Below are 15,895 nucleotides of genomic sequence, written 5' to 3'. Positions count from 1 at the left end.
CGTTTTCCCTCGCTGACCTGTGAAGATCGCGTCCGGGTCGGTGTCCGTGTCGCTCTGACCTGGAATAAGTTACGCGAACTGGGCGGAGAATGCCAAATCGCCTGTTCAGGCCGCACTGCGGGCCCGAAGTCGCATCACGCGGGCCCTCTGCACCTCCGTCAGCGTCAGGGAACCCAGTACTTCGTGGCCAGTTCCTCTACGAGCGGGTCGTCCTCGGAGACCTCCTCGAGGGCGGCGAGATCGAAGTCGATCGCGACGAGGCGCGGATCGTCGCTCTCCACCTCCTCCACCGGATGTCCTCCGTTCTCGGAGAGCTGGCGCAGAAGTTTCTCGCGAACGCGGGCCTTCAGCGAATCACTCACCTTCCGAGCATGCCGCCTCACGCGCAGCCCTGTCGAGACCTCTCGTCACGAATCGTCGTGTCGCCGGTCGTCGTCGGATCGACGGAACACCTGTCGCGCGATCGGTATCAACGTGACCAACGCGCCGATGAGGAGGAGGAGCCAGAAGATCTCCATCCACACGATGAGCCACCCTCCTTCTTCCGGGGCGCCGGCGGAAACGCTCGTCCCCCAGTTCATCGTCCCCTTGTCGACGCGAGATCGCGAGGTGTCGGCCCGGTCGCCGTCCACGAAGGAGCCGTGGAAACCAGAAGGGCCCCTCACCTGGTGGTGAGGGGCCCTCTCGGAGCTGCCTGCGAGAATCGAACTCGCGACCTTTTCATTACGAGTGAAATGCTCTACCGACTGAGCTAAGGCAGCGTGCCTTTCGGCGCACGCGAGTCTATCCCGTCCCCCCGGCCCAAATGCAAATCGGGCTGGTTCTACCTGAACTCCGCACCCAGTCGGGCGACGAGGGCGTCGGCCGCGAACTTGGGTTTGACGTTCTGATCGAGCGCCTCCCGGCAGTCGAGGATCGCCTCGATGCAGCGCAGCAGCCCCTCCCGCGACGTGCGTCCCGCGAGTTCCGCCGCATGGTCGGCCATGTCCGGATGGTTCGGCGTGGCGGACGAGCCGAACGAGTACGCCAGCGCGTCGCGGTACAGACCGGCCAGGTCCATCAGCGCGCGATCGAGCGAATCGCGTCCGGTGCGGGTCGCGCGGGACTTCTGGCGACGTTCGAGTTCCTTGAGCACACCGGCCGATCCGCGCAGGGCGCCGGCGGCGCCCTTGCCGGTGCCGCCGGCACCGAGCGCCGTCCGCATCTCCTCGGTCTCACGCTCATCGCGTTGGGCCGTCAGTTCCTTAGCCTCGAGTTCCGCGGCCTGCACCAACTCCTCGGCGGCCGCGTAGGCGGTTCCCGGCCGGAGCGCCGCGCCCGCGAGCGCCAGGGCGCGCTTGCGTCGGCTTCGTGCGTCCCCGTCCCGCGCGAGACGCCGGGCCCGTCCGACGTGACCGCCGCAGACCGAGGCCGCCCAGTCCGCGGTCTCGGCATCGAGATGATCGCGCTCCCGCAGCACCTGCGCGATTGCATCCACGCTCGGCGTCACCAACGGAATGTGCCGACACCGCGAGCGCAGGGTCACGGAGATGTCCTGCGGATCCACGGACGGCGCACACAGGAGGAACACCGTCCGCTCCGGCGGCTCCTCGACGACCTTGAGCAGCGCGTTGGCGGCTCCCTCGGTGAGACGGTCGGCGTCCTCGACGACGACGACCTGCCAGCGACCGGTGCTGGGTCGCCGCGACGCGGTCTGCACGATGCCGCGCATCTCGCTGACACTGATGCTCAGGCCCTCGGGCACGACACGGCGAACATCTCCATGCGTGCCGGCCATCGTCGTCGTGCAGGCCTGGCACTGCCCGCAACCCGGGACGCCGTCGGACGTGCACTGCAGTGCCGCGGCGAAGCACACCGCGGCCACCGAACGCCCCGACCCGGGCGGCCCGGTGAACAGCCACGAGTGCGTCATCCGCGAACCCGCGTCGCCGCCGCGGGCCGCGGTCGCAGCAGCCGTCAGTTCGGCCTCGACATGCTCCTGGCCGACCAGTCGATCGAAAACACCCGCCACGCGCCGAGCCTAACTGTCCCCGCCGACGGCGACGGCGCGACCGCTCACGACTTCTTCGCCGCAGCCTTCTTGGCCGGCGCCTTCTTGGCTGCGGTCTTCTTCGCGGCTGCCTTCTTGGCCGGCGCCTTCTTCGCGGCTGCCTTCTTCTTCACCGGGCCGCGAGCGCGACGGTCGGCGAGGAGTTCGGACGCGCGCTCGTCGGTGATCGACTCGACCTCGTCGCCCTTCCGCAGGCTCGCGTTGGTCTCGCCGTCGGTGACGTACGGTCCGAACCGGCCGTCCTTGATGACCATCGGCTTACCGGTAGCGGCGTCGTTGCCGAGTTCCCGCAGCGGCGCGGCCGCCGAGGCCTGACGTCCCCGACGCTTGGGCTCGGCGTAGATCTTCAGCGCGTCCTCGAGGGTCACCGTGAACATCTGATCCTCGTTCTCCAACGAACGGGAATCGGTGCCCTTCTTCAGATACGGACCGTAACGACCGTTCTGCGCGGTGATCTCTTCCTTCGACTCGGGATCGATACCCACCACGCGCGGCAGCGACAGCAGCTTGAGGGCGTCCTCGAGCGTGACCGTGGCCAGGTCCATCGACTTGAGCAGCGATCCGGTGCGCGGCTTGGGACCGGCCGCCTTCTTTGCGGCCTTCTTCGCCGGCGCCTTCTTGACGGCCTTCGTCTTGGTGGTGCCGTCGGCCTGCGCCTCGACCGGCACGATGTCCGGCTCCGGCTCGGGTGCCGGTTCGGGCAGAATCTCGGTGACGTACGGGCCGAAACGGCCTTCCTTCGCGACGATCTCGTGGCCGGTCAGCGGGTCGACACCCAGCTTCCGTCCCTCCTGCGGCGTCGAGAACAGCTTCTCCGCATACTCGGGCGTGAGTTCGTCCGGCGGCAGGTCGTCGGGCAGGTTCGCGCGCTGCGAGACGAGGTCGCCGTCGGGATCGTCGGGGTTCTGGACCATCCGCTCGAGGTACGGACCGAAGCGTCCGACCCGCACGTGGACCTCGCGGCCCTCGGCGTCGTCGAACAGGCGGATCGAGTTGATCTCGCGGGCGTCGATGTCCTCGAGGTTCTGGCCGACCATCTTCTTCAGGCCACCGGCGCGCGCGATCGAGTCGTCCGCCGCCGCCGCGTCGCCGAAGTAGAAGCTCGACAACCAGTTGCCGCGCTGTTCCCGGCCGCCGGCGATCTCGTCGAGATCGTCCTCCATCGCGGCCGTGAAGTCGAAGTCGACGAGTCGGCCGAAGTGCGTCTCGAGCAGACCGATCACTGCGAACGCGACCCACGACGGAACGAGCGCACTGCCGCGCTTGTAGACGTAACCACGGTCGAGGATGGTCTTGATGATCGACGAGTACGTCGACGGACGACCGATGCCGAGCTCTTCGAGGGCCTTGATGAGGCTCGCCTCGGTGTAGCGGGCCGGCGGGTTGGTGGCGTGGCCGTCCGGATCGAGCTTGGTGGCGGTCACCTCCTGGCCCTGCGTCAACACCGGCAGCCGCGACTCGGCGTCGTCGGACTGGCCGCCGGCCTCCTCGTCGACGCTCTCGACGTACGCCTTGAGGAAGCCGGGGAACGTGATGGTGCGGCCGGACGCCGAGAACGTGCACTCCTCGCCGGTGCCGGCGGTGCCGGTGATCCGCAGCGTCAGGGTGGTGCCGCGGGCGTCGGCCATCTGAGAGGCGACGGTGCGCTGCCAGATCAGCTCGTACAGGCGGTACTCGTCGTTCTCGAGGCGCGAATGCAGCTGGCCCGGCGTCTGGAAGACGTCGCCGGCGGGGCGGATCGCCTCGTGAGCCTCCTGCGCGTTCTTCACCTTGCGGGTGTACTGGCGCGGGGTGGCGTGCACGTACTCGGCGCCGTACAGCTCGGTGGCCTGGGCGCGGGCCGCGGCGATCGCCGACTGCGACAGCGTGGTCGAGTCGGTTCGCATGTAGGTGATGTAGCCGTTCTCGTACAGACGCTGCGCCACCCGCATGGTGCGCTCCGACGAGAAGCGCAGCTTGCGCGCAGCCTCCTGCTGCAGCGTCGACGTCATGAACGGCGCGTACGGCTTGCGGGTGTACGGCTTGTCCTCGGCCGAAGAGACGACCAGGTCGACACCCTCGAGGGCCTCGGCGAGCCGGCGGGCATACGCCTCGTCGATGACCGTGACACCGGTGGACTTGAGCTTGCCGTCGGGGCCGAAGTCGCGTCCGACCGCGACCCGGGAGCCGTCGACCGACACGAGACGCGCACCGAAGGCGCGGGGGCTGGCGTCGGCGCCGGCGTCGAGTGTGGCCGAGATGTCCCAGTACTCCGCCGAACGGAACGCCATGCGCTCACGCTCGCGCTGCACGATGACGCGCGTCGCGACGGACTGCACGCGGCCCGCCGACAGCTTCGGCATGACCTTCTTCCACAGCACCGGGCTGACCTCGTAGCCGTAGAGCCGGTCGAGGATGCGACGGGTCTCCTGCGCGTCGACCAGGTCGTTGTCGAGGTCGCGGGTGTCCTCGGCGGCCGCGCGGATCGCAGGCTCGGTGATCTCGTGGAAGACCATCCGGCGAACCGGGACCTTGGGCTTGAGCGTCTCGAGGAGGTGCCAGGCGATGGCCTCGCCCTCGCGGTCGGGGTCGGTGGCGAGGTACAGCTCGTCGGCGTCCTTGAGGAGACTCTTGAGCTCCGTGACCTTCGACTTCTTCTCCGGGCTGACGACGTACAGCGGCTCGAAGTCGTGGTCGACGTTCACACCGAGACGGGCCCACGGCTCGCCCTTGTACTTCGCGGGCACGTCCGCAGCGCCTCGCGGAAGGTCACGAATGTGGCCGACCGACGCCTCCACGACGTAATTCTTGCCGAGGTAGGGCGCGATCTTCTTGGCCTTCGTCGGTGACTCGACGATGACGAGGCGGCGCGTGCCGGACGCTCCGTCCGCCGTGCTCTTCTCCCGTGATGCCACCTGTTGTCCGCACCTTCCTGCTCGATCAGTGCCACCGTGTGCACCTGATGCGAATCTCGCCTCCGACCCCGTTATACCGGGTCCGGTCAGTAACAGGGTGTCACACCGGGAAGCCGAGTACGTAGATCCGTCCCGGTCCGTTCGCTCAAATGTGCGGCCAGTTGCGGCGAGCGTCGGGATCATCGGGTGCTTCGCCGATATTCTCGGCGAGGTGCATCAGGCGCCTTCTCCCCGAAATGCGTAATCCAGGCGTGGACCCTCGGATTCCGACAATTGTCGGAGCGACGCCGGCCCGCATGAGGGACTGGGCCAGGACAACATGCGTGTCCGGCGCGTGCGGGTCCAGCCCGAGCAGATAGCGCTGGCCGTCGGCTTCGACCCGTCCGGCCGCCAGGACCCACGCCCGTTGCTCACGGGCGCCGGGAACCCAGCCCGCGGGTACGGATTTGACCGCTCCCCGAGTCCATCGGGCGGCGAGATCGGTCAGATGCGGAACCGACGCCGTCCGGACGAGCGGCCGCCCTTCTTCCGAACTGCCGATCTCGGGTTCGAGATCCGCCTCGGCCATCAGCGTGGCGATCGCTTCGGCCCGCCACAGGCTGTCGACGACGACGGACACCCGAGCGCCGTCCTTCGAGACGGCCACCTGCCCCTGAGCCGCGAGCAGTCCACCGAGATCGGTCACCGCAGGGGGCATCGACTCGGCGGAGAAGAACGACAGCTGGGCCACAAGTGGACACTAGGCCACGAATTCGCGTTGTTCGCGCTCTTCGCGCATCTGCACCGGGGAGCACTGCGGCGACGCCCGGAGCGCACGCCCCTCAACGCAGTCGTCCCCCGCTGCCGATTCGGCAACGGGGGACGACGTCAGGCAATGGTCGTGACGACCATGTCTGCCTGTCGTTCAGTTCTGACGTTCAGCTGGTGAACGAATCAGATAGCGCGAACGCCGGTGGCCTGCGGGCCCTTGGTGCCCTGGCCGACCTCGAACTCGACGCGCTGGTTCTCTTCCAGGGTGCGGAAGCCGCTGCCCTGAATCTCGGAGTAGTGGACGAAGACGTCAGCGGAGCCGTCCTCGGGAGCGATGAAGCCGAAGCCCTTTTCCGCGTTGAACCACTTCACAGTGCCCTGTGCCATGCTTTTCCTTCTCTTTCTTACACCGGATTCGATGGACAGCACTTCCGGTCCACCGGGCCGGTTCCGACCGCTGTACTTTCTCGATTCCCCCTCAGGAACGCATAAGCACCGCGCTCGCAACATCGATCCTGCGGGCGTGTAAACGAACACAGAAGCTGCGACCAGGTCATAGTCAACCACGTCCGACCCGCCCGCAACAGTCGAAAGACGAACAAAAACTGCAAATAGTTGATCTTGCACGCAGTGCCACTCCGGCTACTCTGCGGTACACCCCTCACGGATATTCCCGACAGGCCGTCGATAGGATCGAAACCGCAGGTCCAGCGCATAGCAGGCACCCAGAACGCACCACCGACGAGATTTCGGAGAGGCCCCGTGAATCCCTCGCCCCATCCCCGTCGAGCCGACGGAAACGGCGACGACTCATTCGGTCGGATGCTTCTCGACCGGATACTCGCGGGTACCCCGGCCGGTGAGCACCCCCTCACCTTCACCGCGGAACTCCCGCCGCGCGTGTCCCGCTACTCCGATTGGCCGGAATGGGCGGACCCGGCCGTGGTTCGGGCGCTTCGCGCGGCCGGCATCCCGCAGCCGTGGAGCCACCAGGCCGACGCCGCCTCCATCGCAGCCGCGGGCGAGCACGTCGTCGTCGCGACCGGAACCGCGTCGGGCAAGTCGCTCGCGTACCAACTTCCCGTTCTCACCGCGCTCGCCGGTGACTCCCGCGGAACGGCGCTGTATCTGTCGCCGACCAAGGCGCTCGGCGCCGACCAACTGCGTGCCACGGCCACGCTCACCGAGTCCGAGCCGGAGCTGCGGTCGATCCACCCGAGCCTGTTCGACGGCGACACCTCCGTAGAACTCCGGCAGTGGGCCCGCGCGAACTCGCGCTGGATCTTCACCAATCCCGACATGCTCCACATCGGAATCCTGCGATCGCACCAGCGGTGGGCGCACCTGCTGCGCAACCTCCGCTACGTCGTGGTCGACGAGTGCCACTCGTATCGCGGAGTGTTCGGATCGAACGTCGCGCTGGTTCTGCGGCGGCTCCGCCGCATCGCGGCCCGTTACGGCGCGCACCCGGTGTTCGTGCTCGCCAGCGCGACCACCGCCGACCCCGGGGCGGCCGCGTCCCGGCTGGTCGGCGCGCCGTGTGCGCAGGTCACCGAGGACGGCTCACCGCACGGCCCCCGCACGATCGCGCTGTGGGAGCCCCCACTGCTCCCCTCGGTCACCGGGGAGAACGGCGCACCCGTCCGACGCGCAGCGGGGTCGGAGGCGTCGCGCATCATGGCGGACCTGCTGGTCGAGGGCGCCCGGACGTTGACGTTCGTCCGGTCCCGGCGCGGCGCCGAACTGACCGCGATCGGCGCACGGCGGGCCCTGGCCGAGGTCGACCCCGACCTGCCCGGCCGCGTCGCCGCCTACCGCGCCGGCTACCTCGCGGAGGACCGCCGCGAACTCGAAGCCGGCCTCGCCGACGGCCGGCTCCTCGGGGTGGCGACGACCAATGCGCTGGAGTTGGGCGTGGACATCGCCGGACTCGACGCCGTCGTCGTGGCCGGCTTCCCGGGGACCGTCGCGTCGTTCTGGCAGCAGGCCGGTCGATCGGGTCGGCGCGGCCAGGGCTCGCTGGTGGTGCTCGTCGCGCGCGACGACCCGCTCGACACGTACCTCGTGCACCACCCGTCGGCGCTGCTCGACCGTCCCGTCGAGGCGACCGTCACCGACCCGACGAACCCGTACGTGCTGGGGCCGCAGTTGCTGTGTGCGGCGCTCGAACTGCCGCTGTCCGACGCCGAGGTGGCCGACTTCGGCGGCACCGAGGTGCTGACCGAGCTTGCGGCACAGGGGCTGATCCGACGCCGCGCACGCGGTTGGTTCGTCACCGCCGAGTCGGATCCGCACAGTTCGATCGACATCCGGGGTGGCATCGGAACCCAGATCGCGATCGTCGACGGCGAGTCCGGGCGCCTCCTGGGCACCGTCGACGCCGGGCGGGCACCGGCCACCGCCCACCCCGGCGCGGTGCACATCCACCAGGGCGAATCGTTCGTCGTGGACCATCTCGATTTGGAGGACGGTCTCGCGCTCGTCCACCCGGAGGAACCGGACTGGACCACCTCGGCCCGCGAGGTCACCGACATCGCGATCGCCGACGTCGCCGAACACAAGCGGTACGGCGACGTCGGCGTCGCGCTGGTGCAGGTGGAGGTGACCCATCAGGTGGTGGGCTACCTGCGCCGGCTGTCGTCGGGTGAGGTGCTCGACGCGGTGGAACTCGACATGCCGGCGCAGACGCTCCGCACCCGCGCGGTGATGTACACGATCACGCCGGAACTGCTCGAGGAACACGGCATCGGAGCGGACCGGATCCCGGGCGCGCTGCACGCCGCCGAGCACGCCGCCATCGGCCTGCTCCCGCTCGTCGCGACCTGCGACCGCGGCGACATCGGCGGCGTCTCGACCGCACTGCACCCGGACACCGGCCTGCCCACCGTGTTCGTCTACGACGGCCACCCCGGTGGCGCCGGGTTCGCCGACCGCGGCCACGACGAACTGGGCCGTTGGCTCGGTGCGACGCGGGACGCGATCGACGCGTGCGAGTGCGCCACCGGGTGCCCGTCGTGCGTGCACTCCCCCAAGTGCGGCAACGGCAACCATCCGCTCGACAAAGACGGCGCGGTGCGGGTCCTGACCGCGATCCTGGACGCGGTGACCCCGTCGGACCCCTCGGTCTGAGAGGTCATTCGACGGGGCCGGCCCGGGCAACGGCTCGGGCCGGACCGATCGGCAGCACCCCCGAACCCGTCGACGCCGTCGTCGATACGACGACCTGCCAGCCCTCGACCGAGCAGCCCGCGAGTTCGACCCGCATCCGATCCACGATCGACGACGCCGCCGCGCAGGCGGATTCGTCCCCACCGTCGAGCGCGTAGGCAGCGGCGAGGGCCGCGAGGTCGGCCGCGGCCTGCGCCCGGTGCCGGTTGACGACGACACCACCCAGGTGCACGAGGGCCGCCGTGACGACGACCAGTGCCGCCAGCACGAAACACGCGAGCACCGTCGCGCCGCCGGACTCATCCCGCAGCAACGACTTCGACCTCATCCGCTCTCCTGGTCCGGTTCCTTCACGGCCACCGCCTCCGCGGACAGTTCGACCAGCGGGAACAGCGTCGCCCGCGCGCGCACGGTCGCGACGACGAACGCGCCGTCGTCCCGGATCGCGATCTCCGCGCCGGTCGGGGCCACCCGGCCCGCCGCGACGACCGCGTTGGTGCGGTCGTCGCGAGCAGCGAGTCGGGCCGCCTCGCGCGCGGCATCGATGCACCGCACCTGAGTGGACACGGCCACGATCGCCCCGATGCAGAGCACCACGACAGTCACGATGGACGCGATCGCGATCGCCGCCTCCACCGTGACCGCGCCCGTGTCACCGCGCGCGCCGGGGCATTTCGTCACACCGCCGTGGCGAGCGCCTTGTCGATGATGCCCGTCAGCGCCGACACGATCGAATCGCCGGTGACCACCGTGTACAGCACCGCACCGAACGCCGCGGCCGCAATGGTGCCGATCGCGTACTCGGCCGTCGACATGCCGTCGTCGCCCGCGGCGGCCGTCATGATCCGGACCTGAACCCCTCGAAACATCCTCGACCACATTGCTTTCCCCCTCCATCGATACCGGCGCGGCTTGTCCGTGCCGGAGACTTTCGAATTCACTCAGAGCAACCCGCCCTCGAGCACCCGACCTGCCAGCCCGATCACCACCGGGACGATGCCCAGGCACACGAAGGCGGGCAGGAAGCACAGCCCCAACGGCCCGCCGATCAGTACACCGGCCTTCTCGACGGCGGCGATCGCGCGATCCTCGGCCTCGGTTCGCTGCTGTGTCGCCAGCTCGACCATCGCCGACGACAGCGCGGCGCCCGAACGAGCGGACCGTCGGGCCATCCGCGCCAACGCCTCGGTGGCGGGCTCCGACGCCACGACGTCCCACGCCGTCGCCGGATCCGCACCGAGGGCGAGCCGGTCCGCGGTGCGCCGCAGCGACTCCCGCAAGGGGTCCGGCGCCGAGACCGCGACCGCGGCAACGGCGTCGGCCAGGGGAAGGCCCGCCTTGAGGCACGCGGCCAGGAGGTCGAACGTGCCCGCGACGGCGAGCGGATCCGGAGGACCCGGCGACGCATCCGGCGCGGCGCGCTCGGTGCCGACGATCGCGTCGACCGGTCCCGCGGCGGCACGCAGGCGGCGTCGCAGGCGATCGGTCCCCGGCACGACCGAGACCGCCGCGGCCAGCATGAGCGCCGACATCCACATCACGGCACCGCCCGGTCCACGATGCGGTCGGTCCACGCCAAGCCGAGCGCGACCAACACGGTTCCGGCCACCAACAACGCACTGCCGAGGCCGCCGCCGGCAAGTACCCGCACGGGCGCCGCACCCATGAGCTGTCCCAGACCGATCCCGAGCACCGGCAGCCCCGCGAGAACCGCGGCAGTGGCCCGGGCGCCCGCGAGCCCGGCGTCGGCGCGAGCACGGAACCTACTGCGACCCTGCAGGTCCGAACGTGCCGCCTGCAGCAGGTCGGCGAGCGGGAGTCCCCGCGATTCGGCCACCGACCACGCCTCGGCCAGCCGGGAGAGCTCATCGGCGACGACGCTGCCGGGCAGGGCCAGGCCTCCGGCCGCCGACCCGCCCAGACGCGCTCGCCCCGCGGCGGTGCGCAGCGCCGACGACGCGTCACCGCGGCACTCCTGCGCGGCGACGTCGCACGCGACCGCGGGATGACCGCCGACACCGAGTTCACCGATCACGGCCTCGAGCCCGACCAGCACCTGGGCGCGCTCGCGAGCCCGGAGTGCGGCCTCGGTGCGCCGCCGGTGCCGACGCCGCGCGGTCGCGACCACGACCACCGCCGCGATCGCGGGGCCCAGCGCCCCCACGATCGCGAGCGGCACGCACACCGCGAAAGTCGCGTCGGACGGCGACAATCGACGCCACGTCAGTCGACCGGACGATCCACTCCCACCGCTCGGGGGCAGTACGGACCGCAGCCGGGCTCGCGCGCCCCGGTCCGGCACGACCAGGAGCGCAGCGGCGAGCGCCAGTGCCACGGCGCTCACGAGGCGCCTCTTCGAACCAGCATGTCCTGCAGGACTTCCGCCGCCGGATGCGCTCCCCCACGCCACGTCCAGGCGGGCGTCACCTCCACCGTTCCCACGGCGTCGCGTCGGAGCACCGCGATCTCCGTGAGACGCCGACGCCCCCCGCCGTCACGCTCGACGTGCAGCACGACCTGGACCGCGGCCGCCAACTGACTGTGCAGCGCGGCCCGGTCGAGCCCGCCGAGTGCGGCGAGTGCCTCGAGCCGGGCCGGGAGCTCGCGCGGCGAGTTGGCGTGCACCGTACCCGCGCCCCCGTCGTGACCGGTGTTGAGCGCCGTGAGCAGGTCGATGACCTCGGCACCGCGCACCTCTCCGACGACGATGCGGTCGGGGCGCATGCGCAGCGACTGCCGGACGAGGTCGCGCACCGTCACCGCGCCGACGCCCTCGACATTGGCCACGCGGGCGACCAGACGCACCACGTGCGGATGCCCCGGGGCCAGCTCGGCCGCGTCCTCGACACACACGATCCGTTCGCCCGGATCGACCCGGCCGAGCAGGGCCGCCAACATCGTCGTCTTCCCGGCACCGGTTCCACCGGTCACCAGAAACGCCAAGCGTGCTCGCACGATGCGGTCGAGCAGGGCCCGCGCGTCGCGGGGCAGCGCACCAGACGCGGCGAGCTCGTCGAAACCCTGAGTGGCCTGCCGCAGCACGCGCAGCGACAGGCAGGTCCCCGCCTGCGCGACGGGGGCGAGCACCGCGTGCAGGCGGACACCGAAGTCCCCGTGCCCGACCGCGGGGAGCCGGCCGTCGACCCACGGCTGCGCATCGTCGAGGCGTCGTCCGGCCGACAACGCGAGCCGCTGCGCGAGCCGGCGCACCGCGGCCTCATCCGCGAAGATCACGTCGGCCCGTTCGAGCCCGGCGCCCCGGTCCACCCACACCTCGTCGGGGGCGGTGACCAGGACGTCGGTGACGCCCGGTTCGGCGAGCAGCGCCTCGAGCGGGCCGGCGCCGGTCAGTTCGGTCTGCAGCACCCGCAGCGCGGCGAGCAGGTCGGTGTCCCCGAGCACGCCTCCCGATTCGGAGCGGATGGCCGCGGCGACGGTCGCCGGCGTGGGATCGCCGTCCGTGGCAGCGAGACGCTCGCGCACCCGGTCGAGCAACTCCGTCGAGAACAGCGCGCTCATGCCGCCCACCGCCCGGAGCGGGGGCGCGCCGCGAGCACGTCGAGCACCGAGCCCGCCGCCGCAGCCAGCGGCGAGCGTCGTCCCGGGTCGAGCCCGCCCCGTTCGAGTTCGACGTCGAGGCGCGGAGCCGGTCGCATCACCGCGATCACCGGCGCGTCCAGGATCGCGGCGAGGTCCGCAGCGCCCAGTCCGCCGGGTGCGGGACCTCGAACCACGATGCCGCGGTGCGGGTTCCGCTCACCGATCCACGACAGCACCCGCGCGGAGGAAACGCCGCCGCGCACGGTCGCGGGAACCACCACGACGACGAGGTCTGCGAGCTCGACGAGGCTGGCGCCGACCTCGCCGGGGTACCTGGCGACATCGCACACGACGAGGCTTCCGGCTCGGCGGCCGGCTTCGGCGACGGCCGTCGCCGCCGCGGGTGTGAGACCACCCGTCCGGCTACCGCGATCGCACGCGATGACGCTGACCCCGGCCCGTGAGGGAAGCGCGGCATGCAGCGCATCCGCGAGCACCCGTCCGCCCTCGACGGAGAGGCCGGACCAACGCAGCCCCGGGGTGCCCTCCACTCCCAGCAGCAGGTCCAGTCCGCTCCCGAGGGGATCCGCGTCGAGCAGCAGCACCCCCGGCGCCGCGTCGGCCTTTCCGGCCCGGGCGGCAGTGAGAGCGATGGCCGCGGCCAGTGTCGAGGCCCCCGCGCCACCCGTCCCCGCGACGACGGATACGACCGCGCCACCCGCTTCCCGTCGAGTGTTGCGTTCGGCGAAGACGGCAACCAGCATGCCCTCGCCCTCGGGGAGTCCCACGACGCGGTCGGCACCCACCTCCGCCGCAGCCTGCCAGTCCGCGATCGCGGGCGTACCCGCGCAGACGACCACCACACGGTCGCGGCGCGGCAGCCGCGCGCCGCACTCACGTGCCGCGGCGGCGTCGAGTACCACGAGGTCCGCCGACATCCACACGCTGCGCCCGATCGGTGCCGTCTCCTGGACAAACGATTGATCGGTCGCAGCCGCGACGGACCGCAGACTCTCGGCGACGGCCCGCTCGGCGACGACGGCGAGCACCCCGGGACATTCGAGAGAGGGGACGGCACGAGATTCGGAGGTCATGGTCGTCAGCCTGTGGCATCCGGGCGCTCTCGAGGCGACGGATCCGGCGAATGTGGACAGCTAAGGGGGCTGTGGATGAATTGTCGTACGTTCGTACCAGTTCTGCGCGACGCCGAAACCGGGAGCGCTGATTCGTCGGAGAAGGCGGCACGTCGAGATATCCGGGCGTATCGGGATATCCGGGCCAAGATATGGGACGACCCCCGCCAGGGGGGGAGGAGGCGGGGGTCGTCAGAGTTCAGCCCCGGGGGGTCGGGCTGAACACGCCTGGATCGCGTCCAGGTAGAAGCAATACTACACCTAGGTCCAGGAATAATTGCAAGTTCGACGCTCGCCCGAATTCGCCCGGATAGCCGGGAACGTCCGGTCCGCGGTACCGGGCCGAAGACGAGGTCTCTCCCCTATTCTTGGTCAGGTGACCGCCCACCCGAGCGACCTCACCCGACGCGGCCGCATCGCCGCGTTCTTCGACCTGGACAAGACGATCATCGCCAAGTCCAGCGCCCTGGCGTTCAGCAAGCCGTTCTTCGCGCAGGGACTGATCACCCGGCGGTCGGTTCTGCAGAGCAGCTACGCGCAGTTCCTCTTCATCCTCTCCGGCGCCGACCACGACCAGATGGAGCGGATGCGGAGCCACCTGACGAACATGACGGCCGGCTGGGACGTCGAACAGATCCGTGCGATCGTCGCCGAGACACTGCACGACATCGTCGATCCGCTGGTCTACGCGGAGGCCGCGGACCTCATCGCCGACCACAAGCTGCGCGGCCACGACGTCGTGATCGTCTCGGCGTCCGGAGAGGAGGTCGTCACCCCCATCGCCGCCGCCCTCGGCGCGTCCCACAGCTGCGCGACGCGCATGGTGGTCGAGGACGGACGGTACGCCGGCGACGTGGAGTTCTACTGCTACGGCGACGGCAAGGTCGAGGCGATGCGTGAACTCGCCGCGCGCGAGGGTTACGACCTCTCCCAGTGCTACGCCTACTCCGATTCCGTGACGGACCTGCCGATGCTCGAGGCCGTCGGCCACCCCACCGCAGTCAACCCCGACCGGGGCCTCCGTCGCGCCGCCACCGAAAATGGTTGGCCCGTATTGTCTTTCTCCAACCCCGTCTCTCTGCGCGCCCGCCTGCAATCTCCCTCGCGGTCGACGGTCACCGCCGCGGCAGCCGTACTGTCGAGCGCCGCGGTCGCCGGAGCCTTCACTTACGGGATACGCCGCCGCAAACGCTGAACCCGCGTCTGCCACAAAGGAAAATTGCCACTTGAAGTGGCTCGGAGCACAGGGTACAAAGGAGTTACGGAAGGCCGGAAAGCCAGAATCGATCCGGAAGAGAAGGACCGATTCCCCGAACGGACTTCCCAGCACGGACACCAGGTACCCACGCGGAGCACAAGCCACTATAAGGGCAGAAGCGTTGTGGGCTTGCGTGACTCGGATGACTGACGGTAAGGACCCTGCACGCGTTGCAGGGACGACCCGGCACCGCCCGAGCCCACGCCGAGGCCGTTGACACACAACCCACCTTGCACGCTTGGTAACCCGGAATCCGTGCTAGCGGGTGGCGACGCCGACCACGGTCGGTGGCACCACCCGCTTCGCATGGGCGGGGGCACTCGTCTCGCCCGCGCCGGCCGCACGCTCAGCCGGCCGCGGCGGCGTCCGCGATCGACATCGCCTCGCGGGCACCGGCTTCCAGGGCACCACAGCACAGGATCACCCAGCTGCCGACGCCCTCGGCCGTGCCGGACTCGAATCCCGCGATGCCATCCCGGTAGGCGGGGGCGCGGCGCATCCAACTCACCTCGGGCACACCCAGATTGTGCGGGTCCAACCCCGTCGACGTGGCAACCAGTCGGGATGCCGCACGGGCCACGATGCCGTCGGCCACCCCGAACGGGCGCAGCGCCAGAAGTTCCCCGTGCACGACCGCCGCCAACACCGGTGCCGGCGCGTTCGTCCCGCCCGTCACCAACTGCGCCAGCATGTCGAGTCGCTCACCGACACCGGGGTCGGTCCGCGGGCGCCCCAGCGTCGCGGCATCGTCGACCAGATCGGCCGCGGCGAGCAGATGCAACCGGGCCAGAGCCTGCAGCGGCGCCCGCTGCCACGTCGGCAGGATGACGGTGAGCGCTTCCCCGTCCAGCGCCTGCGCGACCCGCAGCGCACCCGACAGCACCGGATCGCCGACCGTTCCCGGCACCGGCAGTTCGGTGGAGCCACCGTCGATGGACGCCGACGCACGGGCCGCGCGAACGGAGGCCTCGGTGGCCGTCTTGGGCCAGTCCCGGCGGTTGGTCCGGTGGCGATGCACCTCGCCGAGTGCATCGCGCGCGCGGTCCGCAGCGTCGACGACACCCGGGAGGTCCAGCAGCGGCTGCAAGGGATCAGTCACGTC

16 protein-coding genes and 1 tRNA gene are annotated in these 15,895 nt (G+C 70.3%); 2 read left to right on the top strand and 15 right to left on the bottom strand.

Annotation, left to right across the window (positions count from 1 at the left end; translation table 11 throughout):
* Nucleotides 1-164 precede the first annotated feature (164 nt).
* The 7 genes from ABEU20_RS19095 to ABEU20_RS19065 all read right to left on the bottom strand — a co-directional run bounded on the left by ABEU20_RS19095 (nt 165) and on the right by ABEU20_RS19065 (nt 6,081).
* Entirely contained in the window at nt 165-362 is a 198-nt protein-coding gene (locus ABEU20_RS19095; RefSeq protein ID WP_420165946.1) for a hypothetical protein, read from the bottom strand.
* A gap of 45 nt (nt 363-407) precedes the next feature.
* Nucleotides 408-632, bottom strand: a complete 225-nt coding sequence (locus ABEU20_RS19090) for a hypothetical protein (RefSeq protein WP_420165945.1) — start codon at nt 630-632, stop codon at nt 408-410.
* A 56-nt stretch (nt 633-688) separates the two neighbouring features.
* Nucleotides 689-761, bottom strand: a tRNA-Thr gene (locus ABEU20_RS19085).
* Nucleotides 762-823: 62 nt separating this feature from the next.
* A complete protein-coding gene (locus ABEU20_RS19080) occupies nt 824-2,011 on the bottom strand; it encodes a DNA polymerase III subunit delta' (RefSeq protein WP_420165944.1) in 1,188 nt (395 codons plus the stop codon).
* Nucleotides 2,012-2,055: 44 nt separating this feature from the next.
* A complete protein-coding gene (topA, locus tag ABEU20_RS19075) occupies nt 2,056-4,944 on the bottom strand; it encodes a type I DNA topoisomerase (RefSeq protein WP_420165943.1) in 2,889 nt (962 codons plus the stop codon).
* A 145-nt stretch (nt 4,945-5,089) separates the two neighbouring features.
* The gene (locus ABEU20_RS19070; RefSeq protein WP_420165942.1) at nt 5,090-5,674 is read right to left on the bottom strand and encodes a hypothetical protein; all 585 of its coding nucleotides are present in this window, start codon (nt 5,672-5,674) and stop codon (nt 5,090-5,092) included.
* 203 nt (nt 5,675-5,877) lie between these two features.
* Complete coding sequence (locus tag ABEU20_RS19065) at nt 5,878-6,081, bottom strand: cold-shock protein (protein WP_005515803.1); 204 nt, start codon at nt 6,079-6,081, stop codon at nt 5,878-5,880.
* A gap of 435 nt (nt 6,082-6,516) precedes the next feature.
* On the opposite strand from ABEU20_RS19065, the gene ABEU20_RS19060 reads away from it, so the two are divergent.
* Entirely contained in the window at nt 6,517-8,823 is a 2,307-nt protein-coding gene (locus tag ABEU20_RS19060) for a DEAD/DEAH box helicase (protein ID WP_420165941.1), read from the top strand.
* A 4-nt stretch (nt 8,824-8,827) separates the two neighbouring features.
* Here the strand turns inward: ABEU20_RS19060 and ABEU20_RS19055 are convergent, their stop codons facing one another.
* The 7 genes from ABEU20_RS19055 to ssd are packed head-to-tail and all read right to left on the bottom strand — an operon-like array spanning nt 8,828 to nt 13,496.
* The gene (locus tag ABEU20_RS19055; RefSeq protein ID WP_420165940.1) at nt 8,828-9,190 is read right to left on the bottom strand and encodes an Rv3654c family TadE-like protein; all 363 of its coding nucleotides are present in this window, start codon (nt 9,188-9,190) and stop codon (nt 8,828-8,830) included.
* On the bottom strand, nt 9,187-9,543 hold the full coding sequence (locus ABEU20_RS19050; protein WP_420165939.1) for a TadE family type IV pilus minor pilin: 357 nt from the start codon (nt 9,541-9,543) through the stop codon (nt 9,187-9,189). The genes ABEU20_RS19055 and ABEU20_RS19050 overlap by 4 nt, the downstream gene beginning before the upstream one ends.
* Nucleotides 9,540-9,743 carry a DUF4244 domain-containing protein gene (locus ABEU20_RS19045; protein WP_420165938.1) on the bottom strand — a complete coding sequence of 68 codons (204 nt, stop codon included), beginning with the start codon at nt 9,741-9,743 and terminating at the stop codon, nt 9,540-9,542. Before ABEU20_RS19045 ends, ABEU20_RS19050 begins: the two co-directional genes overlap by 4 nt.
* Nucleotides 9,744-9,803: 60 nt before the next feature.
* The gene (locus tag ABEU20_RS19040) at nt 9,804-10,403 is read right to left on the bottom strand and encodes a type II secretion system F family protein (RefSeq protein ID WP_420165937.1); all 600 of its coding nucleotides are present in this window, start codon (nt 10,401-10,403) and stop codon (nt 9,804-9,806) included.
* Nucleotides 10,400-11,206, bottom strand: coding sequence for a type II secretion system F family protein (locus ABEU20_RS19035; RefSeq protein ID WP_420165936.1), 807 nt, complete (start codon nt 11,204-11,206; stop codon nt 10,400-10,402). Before ABEU20_RS19035 ends, ABEU20_RS19040 begins: the two co-directional genes overlap by 4 nt.
* A complete protein-coding gene (locus tag ABEU20_RS19030) occupies nt 11,203-12,381 on the bottom strand; it encodes a TadA family conjugal transfer-associated ATPase (protein WP_420165935.1) in 1,179 nt (392 codons plus the stop codon). The genes ABEU20_RS19035 and ABEU20_RS19030 overlap by 4 nt, the downstream gene beginning before the upstream one ends.
* Nucleotides 12,378-13,496, bottom strand: a complete 1,119-nt coding sequence (gene ssd, locus ABEU20_RS19025) for a septum site-determining protein Ssd (protein WP_420165934.1) — start codon at nt 13,494-13,496, stop codon at nt 12,378-12,380. Before ssd ends, ABEU20_RS19030 begins: the two co-directional genes overlap by 4 nt.
* A 415-nt stretch (nt 13,497-13,911) precedes the next feature.
* On the opposite strand from ssd, the gene ABEU20_RS19020 reads away from it, so the two are divergent.
* Nucleotides 13,912-14,730 (top strand): HAD family hydrolase, encoded by an 819-nt coding sequence (locus tag ABEU20_RS19020; RefSeq protein WP_420165933.1) that lies wholly within the window; start codon nt 13,912-13,914, stop codon nt 14,728-14,730.
* 409 nt (nt 14,731-15,139) lie between these two features.
* On the opposite strand, the gene ABEU20_RS19015 is transcribed toward ABEU20_RS19020, so the two are convergent.
* Complete coding sequence (locus ABEU20_RS19015) at nt 15,140-15,892, bottom strand: Fic family protein (RefSeq protein WP_420165932.1); 753 nt, start codon at nt 15,890-15,892, stop codon at nt 15,140-15,142.
* Nucleotides 15,893-15,895 lie beyond the last annotated feature (3 nt).

This window comes from Rhodococcus parequi (assembly GCF_046042785.1).
GTDB lineage: Bacteria > Actinomycetota > Actinomycetes > Mycobacteriales > Mycobacteriaceae > Prescottella > Prescottella parequi.
Note: the sequence above shows the minus strand (reverse complement) of the source record. Positions and strands in the feature narration are given on the sequence as shown.

Excerpts from the sequence above, each read along its gene's own strand:
- ABEU20_RS19030 (WP_420165935.1), bottom strand. The coding sequence starts at position 12,381 with ATGAGCGCGCTGTTCTCGACGGAGTTGCTCGACCGGGTGCGCGAGCGT.
- ABEU20_RS19045 (WP_420165938.1), bottom strand. The coding sequence starts at position 9,743 with ATGTGGTCGAGGATGTTTCGAGGGGTTCAGGTCCGGATCATGACGGCC.
- ssd (WP_420165934.1), bottom strand. The coding sequence starts at position 13,496 with ATGACCTCCGAATCTCGTGCCGTCCCCTCTCTCGAATGTCCCGGGGTG.
- ABEU20_RS19060 (WP_420165941.1), top strand. The coding sequence starts at position 6,517 with ATGCTTCTCGACCGGATACTCGCGGGTACCCCGGCCGGTGAGCACCCC.
- ABEU20_RS19055 (WP_420165940.1), bottom strand. The coding sequence starts at position 9,190 with ATGAGGTCGAAGTCGTTGCTGCGGGATGAGTCCGGCGGCGCGACGGTG.
- ABEU20_RS19065 (WP_005515803.1), bottom strand. The coding sequence starts at position 6,081 with ATGGCACAGGGCACTGTGAAGTGGTTCAACGCGGAAAAGGGCTTCGGC.